At 40.9% G+C, this 24767-nt stretch carries 13 protein-coding genes; 6 read left to right on the forward strand and 7 right to left on the reverse strand.

Annotated features, from left to right (window positions below):
- Window positions 1-54: 54 nt before the first annotated feature.
- Together hrpA and ACM2FC_RS04605 are read left to right on the forward strand one after the other, a co-directional pair.
- Window positions 55-4005 (forward strand): ATP-dependent RNA helicase HrpA, encoded by a 3951-nt coding sequence (hrpA, locus tag ACM2FC_RS04600; RefSeq protein ID WP_498479681.1) that lies wholly within the window; start codon window positions 55-57, stop codon window positions 4003-4005.
- A gap of 123 nt (window positions 4006-4128) precedes the next feature.
- Entirely contained in the window at window positions 4129-4632 is a 504-nt protein-coding gene (locus ACM2FC_RS04605) for an outer membrane beta-barrel protein (protein WP_498479682.1), read from the forward strand.
- Window positions 4633-4740: 108 nt separating this feature from the next.
- Here the strand turns inward: ACM2FC_RS04605 and ACM2FC_RS04610 are convergent, their stop codons facing one another.
- Window positions 4741-6654: a fructose-specific PTS transporter subunit EIIC gene (locus ACM2FC_RS04610; RefSeq protein ID WP_498479683.1), complete on the reverse strand. Its 1914-nt coding sequence runs from the start codon at window positions 6652-6654 to the stop codon at window positions 4741-4743.
- Window positions 6655-6984: 330 nt separating this feature from the next.
- On the opposite strand from ACM2FC_RS04610, the gene ACM2FC_RS04615 reads away from it, so the two are divergent.
- Window positions 6985-9009 carry a methyl-accepting chemotaxis protein gene (locus ACM2FC_RS04615; RefSeq protein ID WP_498479685.1) on the forward strand — a complete coding sequence of 675 codons (2025 nt, stop codon included), beginning with the start codon at window positions 6985-6987 and terminating at the stop codon, window positions 9007-9009.
- Between the two features lie 146 nt (window positions 9010-9155).
- Here the strand turns inward: ACM2FC_RS04615 and ACM2FC_RS04620 are convergent, their stop codons facing one another.
- On the reverse strand, window positions 9156-10640 hold the full coding sequence (locus tag ACM2FC_RS04620) for a carboxypeptidase M32 (protein WP_498479686.1): 1485 nt from the start codon (window positions 10638-10640) through the stop codon (window positions 9156-9158).
- Between the two features lie 510 nt (window positions 10641-11150).
- Between ACM2FC_RS04620 and ACM2FC_RS04625 the strand changes: the two genes are divergently transcribed.
- Window positions 11151-12299: a hypothetical protein gene (locus ACM2FC_RS04625; RefSeq protein WP_498479687.1), complete on the forward strand. Its 1149-nt coding sequence runs from the start codon at window positions 11151-11153 to the stop codon at window positions 12297-12299.
- Window positions 12300-12507: 208 nt separating this feature from the next.
- Complete coding sequence (locus ACM2FC_RS04630; protein WP_498479688.1) at window positions 12508-13920, forward strand: hypothetical protein; 1413 nt, start codon at window positions 12508-12510, stop codon at window positions 13918-13920.
- A gap of 83 nt (window positions 13921-14003) precedes the next feature.
- Here the strand turns inward: ACM2FC_RS04630 and ACM2FC_RS04635 are convergent, their stop codons facing one another.
- Genes ACM2FC_RS04635 through ACM2FC_RS04645 form a run of 3 tightly spaced genes read right to left on the reverse strand, consistent with a single transcriptional unit; the run spans window position 14004 to window position 19207 of the window.
- On the reverse strand, window positions 14004-17102 hold the full coding sequence (locus ACM2FC_RS04635) for an efflux RND transporter permease subunit (RefSeq protein WP_498479689.1): 3099 nt from the start codon (window positions 17100-17102) through the stop codon (window positions 14004-14006).
- On the reverse strand, window positions 17095-18174 hold the full coding sequence (locus tag ACM2FC_RS04640) for an efflux RND transporter periplasmic adaptor subunit (protein WP_498479690.1): 1080 nt from the start codon (window positions 18172-18174) through the stop codon (window positions 17095-17097). The genes ACM2FC_RS04635 and ACM2FC_RS04640 overlap by 8 nt, the downstream gene beginning before the upstream one ends.
- Window position 18175: 1 nt before the next feature.
- Window positions 18176-19207 carry an efflux RND transporter periplasmic adaptor subunit gene (locus tag ACM2FC_RS04645; RefSeq protein ID WP_498479691.1) on the reverse strand — a complete coding sequence of 344 codons (1032 nt, stop codon included), beginning with the start codon at window positions 19205-19207 and terminating at the stop codon, window positions 18176-18178.
- Between the two features lie 265 nt (window positions 19208-19472).
- Here ACM2FC_RS04645 and ACM2FC_RS04650 point away from each other — a divergent pair, with 265 nt between their 5' ends.
- Window positions 19473-20117, forward strand: a complete 645-nt coding sequence (locus ACM2FC_RS04650; protein WP_498479692.1) for a LysE family translocator — start codon at window positions 19473-19475, stop codon at window positions 20115-20117.
- Window positions 20118-20184: 67 nt separating this feature from the next.
- Here the strand turns inward: ACM2FC_RS04650 and ACM2FC_RS04655 are convergent, their stop codons facing one another.
- Both ACM2FC_RS04655 and ACM2FC_RS04660 read right to left on the reverse strand, forming a co-directional pair.
- Complete coding sequence (locus tag ACM2FC_RS04655; protein WP_498479693.1) at window positions 20185-21714, reverse strand: HD domain-containing phosphohydrolase; 1530 nt, start codon at window positions 21712-21714, stop codon at window positions 20185-20187.
- 204 nt (window positions 21715-21918) lie between these two features.
- Window positions 21919-24765: a sodium:solute symporter family transporter gene (locus ACM2FC_RS04660; RefSeq protein ID WP_498479694.1), complete on the reverse strand. Its 2847-nt coding sequence runs from the start codon at window positions 24763-24765 to the stop codon at window positions 21919-21921.
- Window positions 24766-24767 lie beyond the last annotated feature (2 nt).

Raw genomic sequence — 24767 nt, forward strand, 5'->3', positions numbered from 1 at the left:
GCGTTGCTTATGGTACAATCCGCGCAGTTTTTGTAGTTAATAATTGGATATAGCGTGACATCCTCTCATTCAGATAATAACCGTCCGTCTTCTTCACAGCCTGTTAAGAAAAACAATGACATGGCTTCGCTTCGCAATGCGCTGAAAGAATGTATGCTGCGTGACCGTTTTCGTTTAAGCAAACGAATCCAAGGCGCAAACAAAATTAAAAAGCCAGAGTCTAGAGCTGCCGTATTTGATGAAATCGCTTTAGATATAGCGAAATCGATGTCTGAAGCGGAGCTTAGAGGTTCAGCTCAACATACTATTGAGTACCCTGAAATATTACCAGTTAGCCAAAAGAAGCAGGATATTGCAGATGCAATCAGCAATAACCAAGTGGTGATTATTGCGGGGGAAACGGGATCAGGGAAAACGACTCAAATCCCCAAAATTTGTGTAGAGTTAGGGCGAGGTAAATACGGCCTTATTGGTCACACACAACCTAGACGCTTAGCTGCGAGATCGGTGGCAAATCGTATTGCGGAAGAAATGAAATGTTCACTTGGTAGCTCAGTGGGTTACAAGGTTCGTTTTAATGACCAAATCTCAGAATCGACTCAAGTCAAATTAATGACAGACGGCATTCTGTTAGCTGAGATCCAACACGATAAATTTTTGAATCAATACGATACGATAATCATCGATGAAGCACACGAGCGCAGCCTCAATATCGATTTTATTCTAGGCTATTTAAAAGAGCTACTGCCTAGAAGGCCTGATCTAAAGATTATCATTACCTCTGCGACGATTGATCCTGAGCGTTTTTCAAAGCACTTTAATAACGCACCAATTATTGAAGTTTCTGGTCGTACTTACCCTGTTGAAACAAGATATTCTCCTTTAAAGGGTGAAGATGATTCTGACCGAGATCAGCTGGAAGGCATTTTCGAAGCGGTTGACGAGCTATGCGATGAAGGTCTAGGCGATATTTTGATTTTCATGAACGGCGAGCGTGAAATACGTGATACCGCAGATGCACTGTCAAAAAGAAACCTAAGAGATACCGAGATTGTACCGCTGTATGCTCGGTTATCTGCTGGTGAGCAGAACAAAATATTTCAGCCTCATTCCGGGCGCCGAATCGTTCTTGCGACGAACGTCGCCGAAACGTCACTGACGGTTCCGGGTATTAAATACGTGATTGATCCGGGGACGGCACGAATTAGCCGCTATAGCTACCGAACCAAAGTTCAGCGACTGCCGATTGAGCCCATTTCTCAAGCCAGTGCAAATCAACGAAAAGGGCGCTGTGGACGTGTCGAATCAGGAATATGCGTTCGTTTATATTCGGAAGAAGATTTTGAATCTAGGCCAGAATTTACCGATCCAGAAATACTCAGAACCAATTTGGCATCCGTTATCCTGCAAATGACGTCGATTGGCCTTGGGGATATTCAAGCCTTCCCCTTTGTCGAGGCTCCTGACAATAAAAATATCCAAGATGGTGTTCGGCTTTTGGAAGAGCTTGGTGCCATTTCTTCAGCAAAAGAGTCAGAAAAAAGACGCAAATCTGAGCATAAATTAACGCCAATTGGACGCCAACTAGCTCGTCTACCTATCGACCCACGACTCGCCAGAATGGTAATTGAAGCACCAAAGTACGGCTGCTTAAAAGAAGTCATGGTGATTACGTCGGCGCTTTCCATCCAAGATCCTCGAGAAAGACCATCAGATAAGCAGCAACAATCCGATGATAAGCACAGACGTTTTTTCCATGAAGATTCCGATTTCATGACGTTTGTAAATTTGTGGAACTATTTGCAAAAGCAGCAAAAGTCTTTATCTGGCAATCAGTTCCGAAAACAGTGCAAGCAGGAATACCTCAACTACTTACGTGTGCGTGAATGGCAAGATGTATATTTTCAAATCCATCAAGTTGTTCGTGAACTGAACTTTAAAATGAATGATGAGCCGGGCAGCTATGATGGTGTTCACTGCTCCTTGCTCGTTGGTTTGCTGTCTCATATTGGCCTTAAAGATCAGGAAAAGAATCATTATTTAGGGGCAAGAAATGCGCGTTTTCACATTTTCCCTGCCTCAGGTTTATTCAAGAAGCAGCCTAAATGGGTGATGTCTGCCGAACTTGTCGAAACATCGAAGTTGTGGGGGAGAATCATCGCCAAGATTCAACCAGAGTGGGTTGAGCCATTGGCCAAGCATTTAATAAAGAGAAGTCATAGCGAACCTCACTGGTCTAAAAAGCGCGCTGCAGTCATGGCCTACGAGAAAGTGATGATTTATGGAATTCCAATTGTCGCTAAGAGACTCGTTAATTATGGCAATATTAACGCGACAATAAGCCGCGAGATATTCTTGCGTAGCGCACTAGTTGAAGGAGAGTGGGACACCAAACATTCTTTCTTTAAACAAAACCGAAAACTGCTCCAAGAAGTTGAAGAGCTAGAACATAAGTCTCGTCGCAGAGATATATTGGTTGATGATGAAGAGTTGTACCAATTCTATGATCAACGGGTGGGTACAGAGGTGGTATCTGGTCGCCATTTTGATACTTGGTGGAAAAAAGCCAGTAAAGAAAACAAAGAGCTGCTGAATTTTGAAAAAGAGATGCTATTTAAAGGCGATGCGAGCCATGTCACTGAGTTAGATTATCCAAACTTTTGGTATCAAAATGGCCTTAAACTTAAGCTAAGTTATCAATTCGAACCCGGTGATGATAGTGACGGTGTCACTATTCATATTCCTCTGCCTATATTAAATCAAGTTGAGCCTGCAGGGTTTGACTGGCAGATCCCCGGCTTACGTCATGAACTCATAGTTTGCTTGATTAAATCTTTGCCAAAGCCTGTTCGCAAAAATTTTGTGCCTGCCCCGAATTACGCCGATGCATTTATCGCGAAAGTCACGCCGCTTGAAGCTCCGTTGCTAGATAGTTTGGAAAAAGAGTTACGCCGCATGACAGGGGTTGAAGTGCTGCGAGAAGATTGGAACTTAGAACAAGTTCCAGAGCATCTAAAAGTGACATTCAGAGCGGTTGATCACCGCAACCGAAAACTTAAAGAGAACAAAGACTTATTTGAACTCAAGGAAAGCTTGAAGGATAAGGTTCAGGAAACTCTGTCAAAAGTTGCCGATGATGATATTGAGCAAAAAGGGATAAGCACGTGGAGCTTTGGCGAATTGCCGAAAGTCTATACCCAAAAACGCGGTGGCTATGATGTTAAAGCCTACCCAGCTATCGTAGATGGCAAAGATAGTGTGGAAGTCAAACTGTTTGAGACTGAACAAGAACAGCTGACAGAAATGACAGCAGGACAAAGGCGGCTCATTTTGCTCAATGTGCCTTCACCTATTAAATATCTGCACGCCAATTTACCGAATAAGTCGAAGTTGGGGCTTTATTTTAATCCTTATGGCAAGGTGTTAGATCTTATTGATGACTGCATTGCATGTGGCATTGATAAGTTGATTGAAGAAAAAGGTGGGATAGTGTGGCTACCTGAAGAATTTGAGCAATTGAAAGAGTACGTTAGGGCTGAGCTTAATGAAACGGTTGTTGATATCGCCAAGCAGGTTGAAACAATCCTAACCACGGCATTTCAGATAAATAAGAAGCTGAAAGGTAAAATCGACTTTACCATGGCATTTGCGCTGTCTGACATCAAGGCTCAGATCGAGGGGTTGATATTCAAAGGGTTTGCAACTGAGTCGGGTTGGCAGAAACTGCCAGATATTTTGCGCTATTTAAAAGCAGTTGAAAGAAGAATGGAAAAACTGCCTATTGATCCCAACAAAGATCGCTTACACATGCTTAAAATAGAGGCAGTAACCAACGATTATCATGAGTTACTGAATAAAATACCGAAAGGATTAGCCATTCCAGAAAATGTAAAGGCTATTCGATGGATGATAGAAGAGTTGAGAGTCAGTTATTTTGCTCAGCAGCTAGGGACACCTTATCCAATCTCAGATAAGCGGATCAAAATCTCAATTGAACAGTGTTAACCGACTAGAAACCACCTAAAGGTATGATATTTGCTTACTTGATTAGTAGCATTAAATTTTGACGGAAGACGGCAAAACTTCGCAACACAGCGTATTGCCTACAAAATTACTAGAGGGTTAATTATGAAAAAAACACTTCTTGCATTAGCGTTGCTAGGGTGTTCAGCGACAGCGTCAGCAGAGTCATTAATTTATGGTGGGGTAGATGTTGGCTCTTCCGATCTAGGCGGTGACTCTTCCACATCATATGGTGTGCATGTCGGTACCAGCTTAAGCATGATTCCATTTTTAGGGTTAGAAGCGGGTTATCAAGATTTTGGTAAGTTTGATAGTTCCAACTATGACAACACTTCAGGTGAGCTGAAGGCAAACACAAAATACATTGCACTTCGACCAAGCATTGAGCTAGGGCCTTTGCAAGTGTATGCGAAAGCGGGTTTGCACGATTACGAAATTGAATCGACCAGCGGCAGCTACAACCAAAGCGAAATTGATGGCTTCTATGGTGTTGGTGCCAAATATTCAATTATGGGACCGCTAACTATTGGCGCAAGCTACAATAACTTCAATTTTAAGAATGATGATATGAAGTCCTTTAATATTAGCTTGGACTTTCATTTCTTATAATTTTCATAGTTAAGTCATAGCGTTTTAGCCGCACTTCGATTTACATCGAAGTACGGCTTATTATATAGACCTAGGTTGGATAGAGGATAAAACTTCTCTCTCCTATTTTTAGGTAGTTGCTAGTACGGGAGTTGACTCAGGCTTTTCAAGTTTGGATAAAATCAGATGTTCGGCGTTATGCATCGCTTCTTTGGTTCCAACATCAATACTCGGTAAGTGAGCGAAACGTTCTTTGTCTTTAATCGCTACGTCATGAGCAAAGATGACAAACTGCGCACCTGCTACATCCGCTTTGCTTATTTTGTTATTTGTCCCATTTGCGCCCTGTGTTTCCACTTTTATTTTCACGCCTAACTGATGAGCGGCTTTTTCCAAACATTTTGCTGCTAAAAATGTATGGGCTACACCCGAAGGACATGCAGTGATAGCGAGTACTTGTGCTTCACCTTCTCCAACAAAACTATTGTACTCAGCTTCTTCTACCACTGACTCTTCATCTTCTTCGACGTTTTTCTTGAGCAAAGCGACAATAATGGCAGTGGTAAGAGAGCCAGCAATGGTACCAATGATATAACCCATCTTACCTTCTACAACGGGTAGAACAATCCACCCACCCCAAGGTGCATGGTTAATCACGTTGAACATAAACCCTATGACGTTACCGACGATACCACCCGCAACAATTGAAGGAATGACACGGATAGGATCGGCAGCAGCGAAAGGAATTGCGCCTTCAGTAATGCCGATTAATCCCATGATTCCTGCCGCTTTGCCTGCTTCCTTTTCAAATTTCTTAAACTTTTTCGGGAATAGAATTGTCGCTAGGAACATCCCAAGTGGCGGAGTACAAATAGCGATACCTACACCACCCATTAACCATGGCTGAGTGCTTACTTGAGTTTGAGCGAATAAAGTCGCCACTTTATTGATTGGCCCGCCCATGTCGAATGCCGTCATAGCACCAAGTATAGTCCCAAGTAACACCTTACCTGCGCCTGCCATACTTGCCAACCAATGGTTCAAGCCAGACATCATGAGAGCGATAGGCTGACCAAATATCCACATTACAGCGGCACAAACGATAAACGTACCGACAAGTGGATAGATAAAAATTGATCCAAGTGACGTCATCGTATCAGGGAGTTTAATGCGTTTTAGCTGAGAGACAACGAAGCCCGCAAAGAAGCCAACAATTATCGCGCCTAAAAATCCAGTATGATAGTTTTGTACGGCAATCCATGAGCCAATCATACCCGGGGCTAGGCCAGGCTTATCTGCAATTGAGTAGGAGATATAACCACCGAGTACTGCGGTAAATAAGGTTAAGCCTGCAATACCCATCGTTGCAATGTCTTTCAATACGCCGCTATCGGGTACGGCACCTTTCCCAGAAATCATGACGGATAGCGACAGCAAAACACCACCTGCAACAATAAATGGAATCATGTGTGAAGTTCCATATAGAAGGTGTTCTTTAACACGACTCATTCTCGCTTTAAAGTCGCTGGTTTTTGTGTCATTTTTATCTAAAGAATTATCAATAGACTCTTGAGGTATCGGCTTAGCTTCAGTTTTATTTGACGTTAATAGATTTACCGCTTCCTCATTAGTTTTCGCAGACTTTAGCCTATCTATAAAACCGTCTTCGACAAGCTTACTGGATATTTGTGCCAGTACTTCAATATGATGATTGTCCTCACCGTCAGGTGAAGCAAGCATGAAAAAGACACAGGATGGTTCACCATCTTCTGCACCATAGTCTATACCATGGCGACTAATTCCAACTGCAACAGCGGGTTGTGCTACATATTTACTCTTCGCATGTGGTATCGCAATGCCGTCTTCAAAACCCGTATTGCCGATTTCTTCTCTCGCCCAGACGTCAGACAGGTATTGGTCTTTATTAGAGAGTTTTCCTGCTTGGCTTAGTATCTCTGCCATTTCATTGAGGACTTCTTTTTTACTTTTGGCTTTTAGATCCAAGCAGACTAAATCTGTATTAATTAGAGATTGGATTTCCATGTTTCACCCACGTATTAGAATAGTTGGGCATATTATTGACAGCTAGAAACAAAATAAAAACTAGAGCAAAGAAGCATTTACTGGACTATTGTATCCTCTAAAGTGTTTTGTGATTTAGACCAGGTTAGGAAGTTAACGATGTCGACAAGGAGCAATATCGTAAGGATCTACTCCGGAAAGGTTTATAGAAATATCCACCTTGTAACCATTTAGTAGTAATTATCATTCCAAAGTGCGAATAGAGCAGATAATTGATATTCATTGTTTATAATTATAACTATTAATAATGGGTGCGATGGATAGCACTCTATTGACTAGGAAGGTCTCATAATGAAGCGATTACTTTCTCCACTTAGCCATATTTTGAGTCAAATTAGTTTTAAATATAAGTTTCTTTTAGTGGGTTGTTTGTTTGTCATTCCACTTCTGAGTATTAGTTATTTCTTCCAAGCAGAGCTCAGACATCGACTTGAATTTACCGAAAGAGAGCGGGTTGGCGTTGCTTATCTTCCGATTTTAAAAAATGTGTTTACCAATATGGCACAGCACCGAGGGATGACACAGGGAGTGATGGGTGGAGATAACTCACTCATTGCCAAAGTTGCGGATAAGAAGAAAGTGGTTGCTCAAGCGCTTAGCAATTTGGAAAGTCTCAATAAACAGCATAATAATGAATTTGACTTATCCTCATCAATTCAATCTATAGAGCGAAATTGGCAAACGGTAGCAAATAATACCAGTTGGGGTGCTGCCGAAAACTTTGAGGAGCACACTAAAGTCATTGGTTCAGTATTAAACTTAATCATAGCTGTAGCTGATAAATCAAATCTCACATTAGATCCGCAAATAGACAGTTATTATGTTATGTCTGTTGTTACGACAGTACTTCCTAGTTTAATAGAAAGTATGGGAAAACTGCGTGGTAAAGGAACCGGTGCAATAGCCAGAAAAGATCAATCTGAAAACACAGTACTCAACATCACTATTCTTACCGATTCTATAAGTCAGGAGTTAAAAAAGTACAGCTATGCTATTGAAACGGTCGAATCAAAAAACGCTCACTTCAAACAGCTTGATAGTGTTACTCAGGCAGTAGAACAAAATGCTTCTGACTTTTTTTCTTTGTCGAAGCAACAGTTGCTGCAAAATACGTCCCCTACAGTCAGCCCAGGTGAGTATTTTTCAGCAGGGTCAAGTGCTATTGCTTCAGCTATAAAAGCGTTTGATACGTTGGTACCTGAATTAGACAACATGCTCGCTGATAGAGAAAGCAGCGATCAGTTCAAGCTGAATTCGTTGATAACAATATTGGTGTTAGTAATTGCTGTATCTGTCCTGATTTTTATGGCTATGTATTTCACTATAACGGATTCAATTCAAGAATTAATGGCTGGGGCAAATCAGTTGGCAGAAGGAGATCTCACATTAAACATGGAGTCGAAGGGTAAAGATGAAGTGGCGATGATATTCACAGCAGTGAACAAAATTGCTCAAGACTTTAGAAGAACTACCTTACAGATCCGAGAGGCGACTCAGGACCTTGATTTTCTCTGTAAAGAGATGAATGACATTAACTCTATTGCGACTAAAGAGACGGAAGAACAAACGAAACAAATCGAAATGACGGCAACTGCAATTAATGAGATGACCGCCAGTATTGCTGACATCGCACAAAACAGTCAGTCAGCCGCGACCTCTTCATCTGAGGCGCAGGAATCGGTTCAAACTGGTATGGGCTCAATTAATGAAATGTCTCAATCAATTAGTAGCTTGGCCAATGAAGTTGAGTCGGCAAACGGAGTAATCGAAAAGTTAGAGCAAGATAGTCATGGTATCAACACCATCTTAGATGTGATTAGAGATATTGCTGATCAGACCAATTTGCTGGCATTAAATGCGGCTATAGAAGCGGCGAGGGCAGGTGAGCAAGGTAGAGGATTTGCGGTAGTCGCTGATGAAGTAAGGACGCTTGCTAAAAGAACTCAAGATTCCACGATTGAAATTCAAGAAATGCTAACTAAGTTACAGCAAGGATCGAAAAGTGCCGTTGACGTGATGCAGCGGGGCTCTGAGTTTGCTGGTAGCAGTGTTGAGCAATCTTCCGAAACAATAGATATATTGAATGGTGTTGTTGGTAGCGTGCAAACGATGAACGATATTAACACCCAAATAGCGACTTCTGTCGAGCAACAGGGCTCTGTTGTGGAAGAGATTAATCGTAGCGTTGAATCTATGCGTGAATCGTCAACTCAAACTCTAAAAAGTGCTAACGACTCACTCTCTTCTAGCAAAGAAGTACAAAACCTATCTAGAAGGGTGTTTGATTTAGTTAGCAGCTTTAAATTAGAAGCGTAAGCCTTAATTGTAAGGGCCTCCAGTACGTTATGTTATCTACTGGAGGCCTAGTCTCTTTAAGCGAGTTTTAAGTTGGCAGATAATCTATATTGCACAATATCTTCAATGGTAAGTACTGGCATATCATGTTGTATTCTTTTTCAGAATTAGCCTAAATAACGCTGAGTTAAGTGGCGTTTAAAGTATTCTGTATTCAACGTTTCTCCAGTTGCTTGCTTAACGAGTTCATCGGTGGTGTATAGGCTCCCTTTGCTCCATATGTTGTCTTTTAGCCATGCGAAAATTTGAGTGAGATCACCACTACTTATCGTATTGTTTACGTCAATATCTTGCTTCATTGACGCCATAAACTGAGCAGCATACATCGCACCTAGTGTATAGGAAGGAAAATAGCCGAAAGCGCCATCTGTCCAGTGGATATCTTGCATACAGCCATTTTTATAGTTCCCTTTTGTAGAGAGACCTAGATAATGTTGCATTTTCTGATCCCAGAGCTCTGGTACGTCAGAGTGCGAAATATTGCCGTTAATTAGATCACGTTCAATTTCGTAGCGAAGAATAACGTGAGCGGGGTAGGTAAGCTCGTCTGCGTCGACGCGGATAAAGTCTTTTTTGACTCGGGTATAGAGCTTGTACAGGTTCTCTTGAGATAGTAGAGAGTCGCTCGCTCCAGAAAAGTGTTTTTTCGCAAGCTTAGAAAGGAGAGTGATAAATTCATTGCTACGACCGATTTGCATCTCGAAAAATAGGGATTGAGATTCATGAATCCCCATTGAACGAGCTTCTCCGCTTGGTAAGCCGTTTAATTCGCTTGGCCTTCCCTGTTCATAGCGCGCATGGCCAGTTTCATGCACAATTCCCATTAGCGATTGTACAAATTCGCTTTCATCATAGCGTGTGGTAATTCGAACGTCTGTGTTAACCCCGCCACAGAAAGGATGGACACTTTCGTCAAGCCGTCCATGGTTGAAATCAAATTGAAGTAGTTTCATTACTTCTAAGCCAAGTGATTTCTGTTTCCGACTGCTAAAGTTGCCCTCCGGTTTTATATAAGTCTCTGATTTCTGCTTATCTATTGCTTGATCAATCAAGTCAGGCAACCAGCTTTTCACATCATTAAATGTAGCATCCAGTGACTGTGAGAGTGTTCCCGGTTCATATATATCAAGCATTGAGTCGTATGGATTTAACCCTGTTGCTTGGGAACGTATTTGCGCTTCCTCTTGAGAAAGTTTGACCACTTCAGCCCAATTTTTTTCAAATCCTTGCCAATCATTGTCGTTTCTTTGGGAGCGCCACGCATGTTCACATTTAGATCCTGCGAGTGATTTTGCTTGTACTAAATCTTCAGGAAGCACATTTGATTGCAGCCATTGACGTTTCATTTCACGTAGTGTTGCTTGATCAGTACTAGAGTTTACTTCTTCACTAGCTTGTTCAAACCAATCTGATAATTGAGCTTGAGTCATGAGCGAATGAATATGAACGGAAAGCTCAGCCATTGCTTCAGAGCGGGCTTGATTGCCACCACTTGGCATCATGGATGCCGCATCCCAGCCACAAATGGCAGATAGGTGACTAAAACGAGATATTTTTTGAAAGTGTTCAATGAGATTTTGAAATGCTTGCATCGGCGTCCTTCCATTGATGATGAGGTTGAACAACCAGTCTATCAGGGAGTTGGAAGGAGGCCAAACTGGAGAGGGGGTTTATTAAAACTACATCAATGAATCATAAGTTAATAATTGATGCTTGCAAATTGATTATATTTCTTTTTATAGGGCCTAAATCGAAGAATTAATCAAATGGATAATTATTTAAAATTAATTGTTTGATTAATTAAATATACCAGTAAATAAAAACAATTATTCTCATATATATATTAATTATTCCAGCGGAAATAATTGATCATGAAGTATAGTTTGGTCAATTAATAAATTACGACAATAAACAATAGTTAATGATTTGTTTTAAGTTTATTGAATAAAATAATTAATCAATCGGTTAATAGGATTAAATCTAACATTACTCCAGTTGTTTATGAAAGTAGTTTTACATTAACTCTGAAAAGCTTAGTTTTTTATATTTTAAAACCATCTTATAAGTTTAGGAATAATTGTACATGAATTTACAATCTTCTTATGAAGCAAAAAGCTGTTCAAAAAGCTGTTCAAAAAGCTGTATTTGATGCTCAAGTTAAAAAAGAAATTAACAATCTCAAAGAGTATATCCTAACGGATAATGAAGAGCTTGGTACAGAAACGTTTAAAAGTGGTCTTGGCAAAGCAGCGATTACTTCCACGGTTACATCTTTGACTGGATCAGGAGTAAAACAAGGAGTCGATTACTTTGTAGGTACGGCTCAAGTTATAGGTATTGCAGGGGCTGCCGTGGGCGGAGTCGGTACGGTTACAGGCCTTATTAAATTGCCAAATGATCTCATAAATGTGAGTGAATATAACAGTAGAGAGGAAATGCTTCGTGCGATCAATACAACATCACCGCGTGGTGCTAAAGCTGTGGGAAAATTGATAGGTACGGTGAGTTACGAAAAAAATTTGGAATGTGCCAACTTGACATCTGATTTCGTGAGTACTGTTGGTGGTGCCTTAATATTAGCGGGTGTATGTGCTGGAGGACCTTTTGGACTCGCGATTGCTGCTGGAGTGGTAGGGGGAGTTGGTGCTCTCGTAGGCGGTGTAACAACTAGCTATCGTTTAGGTAAGAGTTATACACATGATCGACTGAAGAGAAAACTACTTAAGGATTTAGAAAACCCCAAACAAGGATTACTACGTTGTAAACAGAGGTTATATGAATACCAGCATAAAAAAATGTCTGTTCGTGAAGACTACATGATTAGGAAGTGGAATAAAAAAATTGCACAACGTGAACAATATATGCTCGGAAGTGAATACTTAAAAAAAGATATAGAAGATATTACCGTAGCCGACTTTTATCGCTCTATAGAACAACAACTCCTTGCATGCAGCGCAAAATACACACTTGATGCTCTAGTTACAATGTATAGTAGTAATGATATAGAAAAGCATGAGTATGCAGCCCGTATTATTAAGCAAATGTTCGTCTACGAGAAAAAAGCGATGACGTATAAAAGATTTGCTTCTATATCTAGCCATACTAACCATAAAGTTGCTCATGCTGCGAGATATAAGTCGCTGCGTGATTTGCTTGGTATAAAACGAGATTTCTGGGGAAGTGAAGATAATTTAAATAAGTTTCGAAGAGCAATGAATCAGCATCGAAAGTGGTCATGTATTGTCGACTGAGTAAGCCGAGTAGTAAAAGAATTAAGTCGACTTTATATTTCACTTTGATGAATAACTAGTGTGTGATTTTAAGTTAGTTCGATTGTAAATGATCATTTTTTTCGATTTTAAAGAATGGTTATTAATTAGTATGTTTTTAATATTGCTCGAAATGGATAAATGTTAACACCGAAGATAAATTTTAGGTTATTAAATTTTGGGAGAAGTAATGCCTGATAAAGTAATAAGCCTAGGTTATGTTAGCAGGGATGATTCATATCAAGGCAAGTCAAATAAAGTTAGTTATGGAATTAAGTATAATAAAAAAAGAAGAGAGGCTATCGATAAACTGAACGACCAAGTAGGTGTTTTAGATGTTTTAAACTCAGTTCTACAGTTAGAATATGAAGGTGCAGTATTGTCAAGTGAAGTACTGGATATTATTCATAGAGCTTCACCTGGCGCAATAGGCCAATCAATTATAAATAAAGTTAATACTGTATTGGTGGGGCCGTTAAGTTTAGCTGGGGGATCGGTTGGTTTTGCGCTGAATTATTATAAATATAGTCAGAACAAGAGATTAGTTCAAAAACTGTCAAAAAAAGTAAAAGAAGACAGTCAAAATATTAGACTGTATATTGATTTAAATGAGTTGCCAAAACCTGGTGATATATATCCAAAAATAGACCCCAATAACCCCAATAAAGATATCGAATCTAATGAAAATCAAGGCCTATATAAATCTGTTAAAGGAAATGATATAAAACAAATTCATAAAGGATTGTATAAAGCGACAAAGCACAACCAAGAGAACTTAATGATTGACTTGGCTGTAGGTGGCTCCGCAACTTTAATTACAGCTTTGATTTTTTGTTTAGGTTTTGCGGGGATCGCAGCATGTACTCCATTAGGTTGGGCCATTGCGGCGGGGCTTACGCTTTATCAGACATCAGCACTAATGGTTAAAGTTGACAGTAGCAGATTACACAACATTAAGAAAAATAAATACCTAGAGTATATTCTGGATCCGACTGGGGAGGAGTTCAAAAAGGAAAAAAAATACAAAACAGAATTGGCTAGATTGAAGAAGATGTACCTTTATAGAGCTCAAAATGATTCCGAGAAGACCAAATTAGCAAAGGAATACGTAATTGTTGAACAAAAGTACAAACTAGCCAAACGTAGATCAGTAAGTGAAAGGGCTTGCTATGAAGAAATGTTACTAGCTGAACAGAAGTTGATAGCTATGAGTGGCAAGTTTTCAATGTATACATTAGTAAATAAACTCTACAGTGAAACTTCATCTGAAAAACAAGAGGCTGATTCGTTAATCTATATGCTGTTTATGAGCAAGATTAGTGAAAAAGTTAGTACAAGAAAGTCACTGAATAAATTCGAAAGAGCAGACTCTCCGAAAGAGCAATATGAAGCCCTTGTCGATTTAGTTGGTATCGGTAATGATTTTGGTTGGTCGAACAATGGTAATCTAGTGAAATTTCAAAAAGCAAGAGAAAAGCTTGGTCGATTTGATGTTATCGCTGAATACAAAAGTAAATCTTCTACTTTTAAAGAAAAAGTTAATCACGCCATTGAAGTTATACGGCCACAGTGTTTTACACTTTTGGAAAACTTTTTAAGTTAAGTAAAAAGTTACCCACTTCCTAAAATAGAATTTACTCTAGATGAAAATATTCTCTAGAGTAAATCCGAATGATAATGGGTGATTTAGATTGGTGTAGCTATTTTATGAAACATCTTATACAAAACAGGCACCACAATTAACGTTAATACCGTTGCAAAACCTAACCCAAACATAATGGTCACTGCCATTGGTTTAAAGAAGATATCCGGTAAAAGTGGAATCATACCCAATATTGTAGTTATTGCCGCCATGCACACAGGACGGACTCTGCTGAGGGAAGCTTCAACAATAGCATCATAAGCTTGTTTTCCTGATTTGATTTCTATTTCAATTTGATCGAGTAACACAATGCCGTTTTTCAGCAGCATTCCCGACAAACTCAAGAAACCGAGTAGGGCCATAAAGCCAAATGGAGTATTGAGTGCGAGTAGACCAACTGTGACACCAATGATTGCTAACGGTACAGTCAGCCAAACAATCACAGGCTCTTTAACGGTTTTAAACAACAACACCGTGATGATAAACATGAACAAGTAGCCCATCGGCATTGTAGTGAACAAGCTTGCTTGTGCATCTCTTGATGACTCATATTCTCCTCCCCATTCAAGTGTGTAGCCGGGCGGAAGTTTAATAGCGTCCACGAGAGGAGTAAGGCGCGCTTGCAATGTCGCGGCGGTTTCATCACCTAGTATATCTGGGTCTGCCATTACGGTTAACATACGTTTTCTATCTTTGCGTATGATAAGTGGATCTTCCCAAAACAGTTCGTAGCCAAGTGCTACTTGCTGAAGTGGGATGTAATCACTAATCGCTGGACTCCAGATGTTGATACCGTCGATATTTCTGATATCAACCCTTTCATCGTCAGGGAGGCGAGCAACGATTGGCATTAATGTTGTCCCATCACGATAAATACCAACGGTTTTCCCTGAGAAAGACATGGACAAGAAATCATCGACGTCAGACTTTGTGATGCCGTAACGCCTTGCTTGGCTTTCGTTAAACTGTGGCTCTAACACTTTGGTTCGTTCGCGCCAGTCATGACGAATGTTAGTTGCCCCAGGGTCGTTATGCATAATTTCACTCACCTGAGCGGCAATCGTTCTCAAGATTGTCGGATCAGAGCCAATAATTCTGGCTTCAATTTTAGAACCACTTGAAGGGCCTAGCTGAATCTGTTTGAGTTTGTAGTCAAGCTCAGGATAGTTCTGTTCAACATAATGACGAAAATCGGCCATGAGTTTCGGCAGTGACTCGTAACTATCCACTCGCGTAATAATTTCACCATATGCCGGATAACTCTTTTCGGAAGAGTAGGTGAGCATAAACCGTGGTAAACCCTTACCTGCAGTTGTGGTGACGTGCTCAACTGATTTTTGCTTGCTGAGCCAAGATTGCAGTTCTTTTAGCTTATGATCAGTGGCTCGAATATCTGTACCTTCGGGCATCCAAACATCGACAAGGAACATAGGTGTAGTGGAAGACGGAAAAAAGGACTGCTTGATAAATGTAAATCCGTATAAGCTTGCGAATAGACCGCCTATTAGCACTGCTACTGTGAACCATGCTCGGCGCATACAAAATTCTAAAAATGTTCTATAAGTTGTGAACACAAATCCATTGTAGGGATCAGTTTGCTCTTCAGTATTCTGATTTTTCATGCCTTTAAAAAATAAGTCGGCAAAGAATGGCGTTAAAGAGATGGCAGTGAACCAGCTCAGCATCAGCGATATGAGAAGTACAACGAATAGAGTCCCACAGTATTCTCCCGTTGAATCGTCAGAGAGGCCTATTGGCGCGAAAGCAGTGATAGCGATGACTGTTGCACCTAATAACGGCCACTTGGTTTGGGTCACGATATCTGTAGCAGCTTGGAGGCGGGTTCGTCCCTTTTGGGTGCCAATAAGAATACCTTCAACAATGACGATGGCATTGTCGACTAACATTCCTAGAGCGATAACGAGGGCACCGAGTGAAATTCTTTGTAGATCAATGGCAAAGAATTTCATAAATATAAATGTGCCAAGTACTGTGAGCAGCAGAATCAAGCCGATGAGTAGTCCAGATCTTAACCCCATGAACAAGAGCAAGACAATAATTACGATGGCTACTGCTTGCCCTAAACTAACGACAAATCCACTAACAGACTTTTCTACCTCAGTTGGTTGGCTGTAGATTGTCGAAATATCAATTCCTAGGGGCTGCTGAGTTTTGAGTTCAGTTAATCGTTGTTCAACTTTTTTGCCCACATCGACCACATTCACACCCGTAGCGAAGGAGATACCCACATTGACGGCAAGCTCTCCGTTGTAGTTGATGATATTACTGGGTACTTCGATGTAGCCTTGTTTGATATCCGCTACGTCACGTAAATAGATAAGACCATCTGTGCCACTGTCAGTGACAATGAGGTTGCCAAGCTGCGAAACATCTTGGAATTCGCCCGTTGGCTGAATGCGAATGTATTCGTTACCTATTCTGGTTGCGCCAGCATCACCAACAACGTTTTGAGTGGATAGTAAATTAAAAACGGTATCGGGAGAAATACCAAGGCTGCTCAGTCTTTTCATCGATGTTTCAATGAAGACTTGCTCTTGTTGCGTTCCACTCACGGTGACCTTGCCAACGCCATCAATCAACTCTAGTTCTCGGCGCAAATAATCGACGTAGTCTAAAAGTTCTTTATAACTGTAGCCCTCGCCAGTCACGGCGAATAGGACTCCATAAACGTCACCAAAATCATCCAAGACTTTCGGCTCTTCAACTCCCGGAGGCAGGTATCGCTTTTGGTCGTTAACTTTCCGACGTAATTCATCCCAAATTTGCGGTAGAGCATCGGGCCCATAATTGTTTTTCATGGTGACGGTGATTTGAGATAACCCACGGCTTGATATGGAGTTCACCTCATCAACATAAGGAAGTTGCTGTACCGCTTTTTCTAATGGGTACGTGACTTCTTCTTCCACTTGTTGGGGGGTAGCCCCCGGGTATGAGGTCACGACCATCGCATCTTTAATGGTAAAAGCTGGGTCTTCCAGCCGCCCTAAACCAAAGAATGCCATTAAGCCACCAATCAGAAAGATGAGAGAAATCATCCAACTGATAACCTTGTTTCGGATAAAATAGGCTGCGATGCCTGTTATCTCGTTATCAGATTGAGGCGAATTATTATTTTCACTCATTGCTGTCCCTTCCTGGTACGACTTGAACTTTCATTCCTTCACGAAGCCTCGTGATTCCCGCAGTAACGACTTTATTTTCGGGTGTTAACCCCTCAAGTACTTGGATATGATTGTTGGTTGCTTTACCCACTTTAATGAGTTGTTTCGAAACCGTGCTATCTTCGTTGAGTAGCCAGACGAATTTAGAATTTCTATCTAGAGTGTCGCCATCAGCATTAAAAATGGCTTCTATCGGAACCAGAACGCGAGCATTTAAGTCTAAATGAGCGTTGTCTTGTGAAGCTCGAACTTGTACCCCCATGCCATCCAAAATCAGTTCATCTTTTGGCATGGGCATATTAAATGTAACGGTAAAAGTTTCTGTTGTGGGGTTTGGCTCTGTAGTGAACTCTTTTATTGAAACGGGATATTCCTGTCCGCTTGGTGTTTTTACAAAAGCTTTGAATTGAGCGAGCCTCTCCAAAGAAGGCCTATTGGTATACACGCGATCGGGAATTTGTACTAGGACATCTAAGTTGGATAAGTTTTGGATGTTTATGATAGGTTGACCGAGCTGGATATTTTCAAATTGCTCCACGTCAACAACGGAAATGATGCCATCGTAAGGGGCAGTTAACTCTGTGAAAGAAAGTCTTAACTGGGCGAGTTGGAGATCCGCTAATGCAATGCCTCTCTCAGCCGCTAATTCATCGAATTGAGATTGGGCGAGTAACCCTTTTTTAACCAGTGGCTTTGAGCGTTGAAATTGGTTGTTAATCACTTTGTAGCGTGCGGAAGCGTTATCAACGTTGAGTTTATAATCTGTTGGATCGAGTAGGGCGAGAACGTCCCCTTTTTTTACTTCATCTCCACCTTTTACATTGACTCTAATCACTTCACCAGAAGCACGAAAACTTAGCTGTGACTTAGTTGATGCGTTTGCTATTGCTGGAAAGTAGATAGTACCTTTGCTTGAATTTTCGCTAAGTGACGCGACTTTGACTCTAGGCTCTTGAGGTTTGTGAGTTTGGCTTTTGTCACCACATGCTGCCACAAGCAAAACAGTGCAAAAAAGCAGTATCCATTGCTTCATATTATAACCCTCTTTCCTTAACCCATTCTCTAACCTTGATGTTTGGAGTAACGGAGCCAACGCCGGAGACAATGATGCGGTCACCGTCTTCTAGTCCGGAGATAATTTCATTATTGGCGTTTAATTCGATAACTGACTTCTCGACGCTGCCATCTTCCAAGACTTTCCAAACACTGATTACGCCATCTTCATTCATAAGGGCTGGTTGGGGAATTGGGGTGGCCGTTTTCGAATGAACAACAACATTGACAATACCTGACATGCCGGGAAGAATTCCGACGTCTTTTGGTCTATCCATTACTAGTGTCACTTTATAGGCACCAGTTTTTGGGTCGGCTTGAGTGCTAATTTCTTGAAAGGTTAATGGGTAAGATTCTGATGGGAAAGCATCAAACGTTATGCTAATTTCAGGATTGTCATCGGCATTAAACTTCTGCAGTAGATAGTCCGGTAACTGAAAAACAACCTTAAGTAGTTGGTCAGTTTGGATGTTCATCAATCCTTCTTTTGCCGCTATATATTGATAGTCATCGGCTCCGATATAAGAAATGGTGCCATTATACGGCGCGAGCAATTTTGTGTAACTACGGTTGGCTTTTGCTTGGTCGAGGTCGGCTCTTGCCGTTTTTAAGTTGGCAGTTGCTTGATCAAAGTCTTGGTCCGAGACAATTCTGTCATCATGAAGTTTCTTGTATCTTTGATATTGGACATCTGCAAGTTTAAAGCTGGCATTTGCCTTCTTTTCAAGCAACGAATATTCATCTGGATTAAGAGTTGCTAACAGTTGGCCTTTGCTTACTTGTTGCCCAGACTTAACATCGATTGATTGAATCTGACCCGAGACTCGAAAAGCTAAAGCCGCTTTATCTCCTGCTTCGGAGATAGCTGGAAAGCTTCGACTAAATTCACTGTCTCCTACAGAAACGGAGAGCATTTTAGCGGGCCTAGATTCAGGCTCTAATTTGGACTGCGGTTCTTGCTTACATCCTGCAAACAATATCACTATTGAGAGTAAAGCGACGGTTTTACCCATAGAATTCTTCCATAAATTTCAACATGTGAGAATAATTTACTTGAACCGAATAAGAATCAGCTCAGTTACTTAGATATAGCGAAAGTAAATAGTCTAGTTAAGTTTAATTGGTAATGTTTTGATATGGTATGCAGTTACTAATATTTGCGAAATCTACTATAACGCGGCTCAAGAAGGTAAAGAATAAATGTAACCATTTGATAGATTTTGTTAACCCCGTCCTGTAGTGTAATGTTCTTGTTTCACCTAACATCGATGACTGTAAATGTTTATTGAACACTTTGGCGCCTTTCTCGTCGCGATTACAATTTTAACATTAACTCCTGGGTTGGATACTGCATTAGTTATCCGAAATACCACACGTGGTGGATTTAAAGATGGATTTGTTTCTAGCTTAGGTATTTGCTGTGGCTTATTTGTTCATGCGACATTTTCTGCTATCGGTATTTCGGCCATATTGATGCAATCTGCAGAACTATTTCATGCTGTGAAATGGATAGGAGCGATATATTTAATTTGGCTGGGCATTAATAGCTTGCGGGCTACCTTATCAAATAGCCAAGGTCCAAAGATGGAAAACACTTCTTCTGGCGGTGTAGGGGTAAAGCGTGCTTTTAGAGAAGGTTTTTTATCTAATGTACTCAATCCTAAAACAGCGGTTTTTTATCTAGCATTTCTGCCACAATTTATTGATCCGCAAGGTTCAGTTGTCATTCAATCGTTATTTATGGCGAGCATTCACTTTGTTTTAGCAATGATTTGGCAGTGTAGCTTAGCGGCAGCACTAGGTTACGCGACGCAACTCTTGAAAAGCGCTAATTTTATGCGTTGGATGGAAGGAACAACGGGAGCCATTCTAGTTTCATTGGGGCTTGCACTTTTACTCGAAGAACCACCTAAGTCGCTTTAAGTGATAATACAAAAATGCCCAAGTTTTCGAATGACTTGGGCATTTTTATACAATTAAGCAATTTTGTCTAATGTGGCTTAGGGCTATACTTCTCATTTATATCCAATGCGACGTCAATATTTTCCAATAAAGTATCAACAATGTGCGCATCTAAATGTGAGCCGCGAGCCTCTTTCATTTGATCAATGACATCTTCAATTGGCCAAGCTGGTTTGTATACTCGTTCATGGGTTAAGGCATCAAACACATCTGCGACTGCGATAATACGGGCCTCAATGCTAATTTCATCCCCTTTTAAACCCTGAGGGTAGCCTGAGCCATCAACTTTTTCATGGTGTTGATGGGCGATAGTTGCTGCCGTTTGGAGAATACTACGCTTTGAACCTGCCAATATCTTGTAACCAATTTCAGCATGAGTTTTCATCACTTCCCACTCATCAGCGTCGAGCTTGCCTGGCTTGAGTAACACCGAATCAGGAATAGCAATTTTACCTACGTCATGCATAGGAGCAGCTTGACGTAGAAGATTGGCTCTTTCTTCTGGGTATCCCAGCAGTTTACATAGCTGATAAGAGAGTTCAGAAAGTCGGCGAACGTGGTTGGCGGTTTCTTCAGAGCGCGACTCGACGACATCACCTAGTCGGTAGATGAGTTCGCCTTGTGTATCAATAATCTCTTGGCCTAAGAATAAGTTCTCAAAAGCTAAGCTGACGCTGTATGAGAAAATAGTGAGAAGCTGACTTTCTAGCTCGGTAATTTTTCTTGCTCCTTTGAGGTACAAAAGGCTAATAGCTCCAGAGCTGGTGGAAAAGTACCCGACAAATACATCGTTTTCGATGATGCTATTTTTAGCTTCTATGGCTTTTTCAAGGTACTGGCTAACATCATCACCAACTCCTTGGTCTTCATGCTCGCCAATACGGGCTAATACCTGATAGTCGCTATGTGGTTCGCACAAAGTGGTGAGACCTCGTACGCTAACAAGCATGCTTTGATCATTCATTCTCAGCAAGGATAAAACTTGACGTAGGATACCATCTGAAAATGCTTTAAGAGTATGCTGTTGGAAGATAACCGCAGTGGATTGGATAACTCTTTCCAGTCCTTGTCGATAACTTTCTTCGAGTTCTCTAGCTTGCTCAACTTTTACAATATCTCGATAAGAGCGAATAGCCGCGTAAACGGTGGTAAATAATTTTTGGCTACTAAGCTCGGTTTTCTCTTTGTAGTCGTTTATATCGTAATTGGTTATGACTTCTTGTTCGGGAGCTTGCCCTGGTTGTCCGGTACGTAGCACGATACGTGTGAAATGATTGCCAAGATCTTCACGAATCCAACGGGCAACCTCCAAACCAGCGTTGTCCGTTTCCATAACGACATCAAGGAATACCAGTGCAATGTCTGGTGTTGTTGACATCTTTTCTTTCGCTTCCGCACCAGAATAGGCGTGGATAAACTCCAGTGGTCGTTCGTCCAGTCTGAAACGTTTCAGTACCATAACTGATACTTGGTGGACGTCAGGTTCATCATCTACAATCAAGACTTTCCAAGGAAGAGCTGAAGGCTCTTCAAGTTCTCGAAGCAGTTTCAAAGGCATAAATTAGTCCCTAAATCACTAGTAAGCATCCAAGCCAAGATGCAGTAAATGGTCGTTTTCTAATAGTGTTTCTTCTTATTGGTATAGATAAAAATTGCCATATCTACAAGTTAGCCTGGCACAATATTGTTTAGCATATGTAAAAGTGATATTTGCTGCACAATAAAAATAGTAGCCGTTAACAGCAGGCGTTCAAATATTTATTTACCATTGATTATCAGGGGTTTCGTGAGCATTGGAACGCTTTAACGGGAAGGTTATATTGTAGGTGAGTCCTTCTCCTAGAGCTGTCTCAAAACTAATACTGCCACGTAGTTTTTGTGTCACTAAAGTATGAATAAGGTGGGCGCCTAGACCGCTGCCACCTTCGTCACGCTTGGTTGTAAAAAAGGGGTCGAATAGACTTTTAGCATCTTCTTTATTTAAGCCTTTACCATCATCTTTGAAGATAACATTCAGCTTTTTATCGCTTACGTCCACGTGTATATCTATATTTCCTACTTGATGAGGTTTGAATGCGTGAATGATGCTGTTCATGATCAAGTTTGTAAATAACTGAGAAATTGCTCCAGCATAGCTCGTAAAGCTAATGTCTTTGTCGCAATTAACAGTAATATTGTGTCTCTCTTTTTTTAGGATGGGCTTAAGAGACAGCAAGATTTCATCTAAGTAACGAGAAAGGTTGATGTTTCTGAGTTCGTCAGCGGACTGATCAACGGCGACTTGTTTAAAGCTACGAATAAGGTTTGACGCTCGTTCGTTATTTTTGATAATAATGTTGAGAGACTCAGAGCTTAGGTCGAAGTATTCGATTAGAGCTTGTTCAGTCAGCTTTTCTTCTTTATAAGCTTTCCGCACTGCATTGGTTTCTTGTTTTAAATTTGAAGACGCTGTCACGCAAATTCCAACAGGAGTATTAATTTCGTGGGCAATACCTGCAACAAGTTTGCCTAATGAAGCTTGTTTTTCATTTTCAATGAGCTGAGCTTGAGCACTATTCAACTGTTCAATTACACCTTGTAACTCTTTAGTCCGACTGTCTACTAAGCCTTCAAGTTGCTTTGTATATTGTGCAGCCAGTTTTTCTTTTTCTTTAGCATAATTTAGTTGCATTCTCAGTTGTAAAGGGCTTATTTTCAATTGGCTAAGCAGGGAAGCGTAGCTTTTTTCAAGTTCCCGAATCTCAGTATCCGTGAATAGTTTAGATTCTTTGATTAACACATGAGCCATTGCAGCCCCGGTGGCACCACTAAGCAATCGCTCTGCGGTTTTTTCTATATTGGCAAGCTCTTGAGTCGTAATTTTTGAATCTCGATCGAGTTTGTGTAGCTCAAGAATAATATCAACTTTATCGCGTGCACTTTCGCCAGGGAAATAACGCTCAAACAGGTTGAGCAATATCGATACTTTTTCTTTTAGGATTATTTGTCTTGGCAGATCGAGAACGGCTTCATCCACGTCTTGCTGCCTTTGGTGCATGATATCTACAAATTCTGCATTGTATTTGGCTTCTTTATCCGACTCTTTAGTCAACATGCTACCAAGAATAAGTCCTGATATATTAAACAACGTCGACCAGAATGCACCGTGACTGACCCTATCGATATTAGAGCCGAACAAATGTTCTGGTCTGAGTAGTTCGATACCAAAAAGACCAGTCTGCAATATATCACTATCGACCCAACCACTCTTAGTTATTGCCGGCAGTAGCATGGTATAGGCCCACATAATAAAGCCAGCAGAAAGGCCCATTAGTGCCCCTTTTGAATTTACTTTCTCCCAATATAGCCCTGCGATGATGATCGGGAAGAATTGCAAAACTGCACAAAAAGAGATCAGTCCTATATTTACTAATAAATAGGTTTCACCGAGAAATAAATAGAACAACTGGCCCGCAGCTAAAACAAGAAAAACGCCTAGCCAGCGAATTTGTAATAAGTATTGACCAAAATTTTTGCTTGGACACAGTTTACGCAATGCGGGCAGAGCTAAGTGGTTACTAAACATATTAGAGAGTGTCATTCCAGAAACCATGAGCATGGCCATAGAGGCTGAAAACCCTCCAACGAATACGATGACCGAAAGCGCAAGTTGTTTTTCACTTTGAGGTAAGGTGAGCATATACATGTCAGGTTTGTCAGGGCCGATCACTAACGCACCTGCAGAGGCAATAGGGATAACGAATATGGTAATTAAAAATAGGTAAACAGGTAACAGCCATTGGGCTTTCTTGATATAACTCGGCTCGGAGTTTTCTACTACCATTACGTGGAATTGGCGAGGTAGCATGAAAAAGGCTGAAGCGGATAAAACAAGAAAACTGAACCAAGTGACAGGATTGGGCATTTTGGTGATAGCTTGAGCTTGTTCTGGTTTCAGTTGCACGAGTTGACTAAATATTGAGGCAGGGCCGTCAAACATAATGAAGCATACAAACACTCCCACGAGCAGCATAGCAATAAGCTTAACTAGACTCTCTGTTGCTAAAGCTAACATCATACCCGGATGCCGTTCAGTTGGGTCAACATGACGCACACCAAACGCAATAGTAAACAAAGCAACGCCAAGCCAGATAATCCAAGTAAACCCTGGATTGGTCTGATTATCTGCAATCATAATGTCAAAGGAAGTGTTAATTGCTTTTAACTGTAGTGCGAGGTAGGGGACGATACCAACCATGGCTACTAGCGTAGCAAGGCCAGCCAAAGAGAAGCTTTGATTAAAGCGGGCAGAGATAAAATCGGCGATACTATTTACGTGATAAGCCTGTTTGACATGTAATATACGTTTTAGCATCGGCCACATCATAAAGATGAGTATGGTAGGCCCAATATAAACACAGTAGACGAGTATGCCTGCTCGGGAGGCGAGTCCGACACTTCCATAGAAGGTCCAGCTTGTGCAGTATACAGCGATAGAAAGAATATAAACGAAAGCGCTGGACGAGACTTTATGTGCTAATTTACTGTTTGACGACCCCCAATTGGCAATGAGGTAGAGGATACCCACATAGCAAATAATGATTGCAACTAGAGCATAGGGACTCATCATAT

It is taken from the genome of Vibrio sp. A37, assembly GCF_059777565.1.

Bases quoted from the DNA above. Each gene is read 5' to 3' on its own strand.
- ACM2FC_RS04625 (WP_498479687.1), top strand. From the start codon at position 11,151: ATGAAGCAAAAAGCTGTTCAAAAAGCTGTTCAAAAAGCTGTATTTGAT.
- ACM2FC_RS04640 (WP_498479690.1), bottom strand. From the start codon at position 18,174: ATGAAGCAATGGATACTGCTTTTTTGCACTGTTTTGCTTGTGGCAGCA.
- ACM2FC_RS04605 (WP_498479682.1), top strand. From the start codon at position 4,129: ATGAAAAAAACACTTCTTGCATTAGCGTTGCTAGGGTGTTCAGCGACA.
- ACM2FC_RS04645 (WP_498479691.1), bottom strand. From the start codon at position 19,207: ATGGGTAAAACCGTCGCTTTACTCTCAATAGTGATATTGTTTGCAGGA.
- ACM2FC_RS04620 (WP_498479686.1), bottom strand. From the start codon at position 10,640: ATGCAAGCATTTCAAAATCTCATTGAACACTTTCAAAAAATATCTCGT.
- ACM2FC_RS04615 (WP_498479685.1), top strand. From the start codon at position 6,985: ATGAAGCGATTACTTTCTCCACTTAGCCATATTTTGAGTCAAATTAGT.
- ACM2FC_RS04610 (WP_498479683.1), bottom strand. From the start codon at position 6,654: ATGGAAATCCAATCTCTAATTAATACAGATTTAGTCTGCTTGGATCTA.
- ACM2FC_RS04650 (WP_498479692.1), top strand. From the start codon at position 19,473: ATGTTTATTGAACACTTTGGCGCCTTTCTCGTCGCGATTACAATTTTA.
- ACM2FC_RS04660 (WP_498479694.1), bottom strand. From the start codon at position 24,765: ATGATGAGTCCCTATGCTCTAGTTGCAATCATTATTTGCTATGTGGGT.
- ACM2FC_RS04635 (WP_498479689.1), bottom strand. From the start codon at position 17,102: ATGAGTGAAAATAATAATTCGCCTCAATCTGATAACGAGATAACAGGC.
- ACM2FC_RS04630 (WP_498479688.1), top strand. From the start codon at position 12,508: ATGCCTGATAAAGTAATAAGCCTAGGTTATGTTAGCAGGGATGATTCA.
- ACM2FC_RS04655 (WP_498479693.1), bottom strand. From the start codon at position 21,714: ATGCCTTTGAAACTGCTTCGAGAACTTGAAGAGCCTTCAGCTCTTCCT.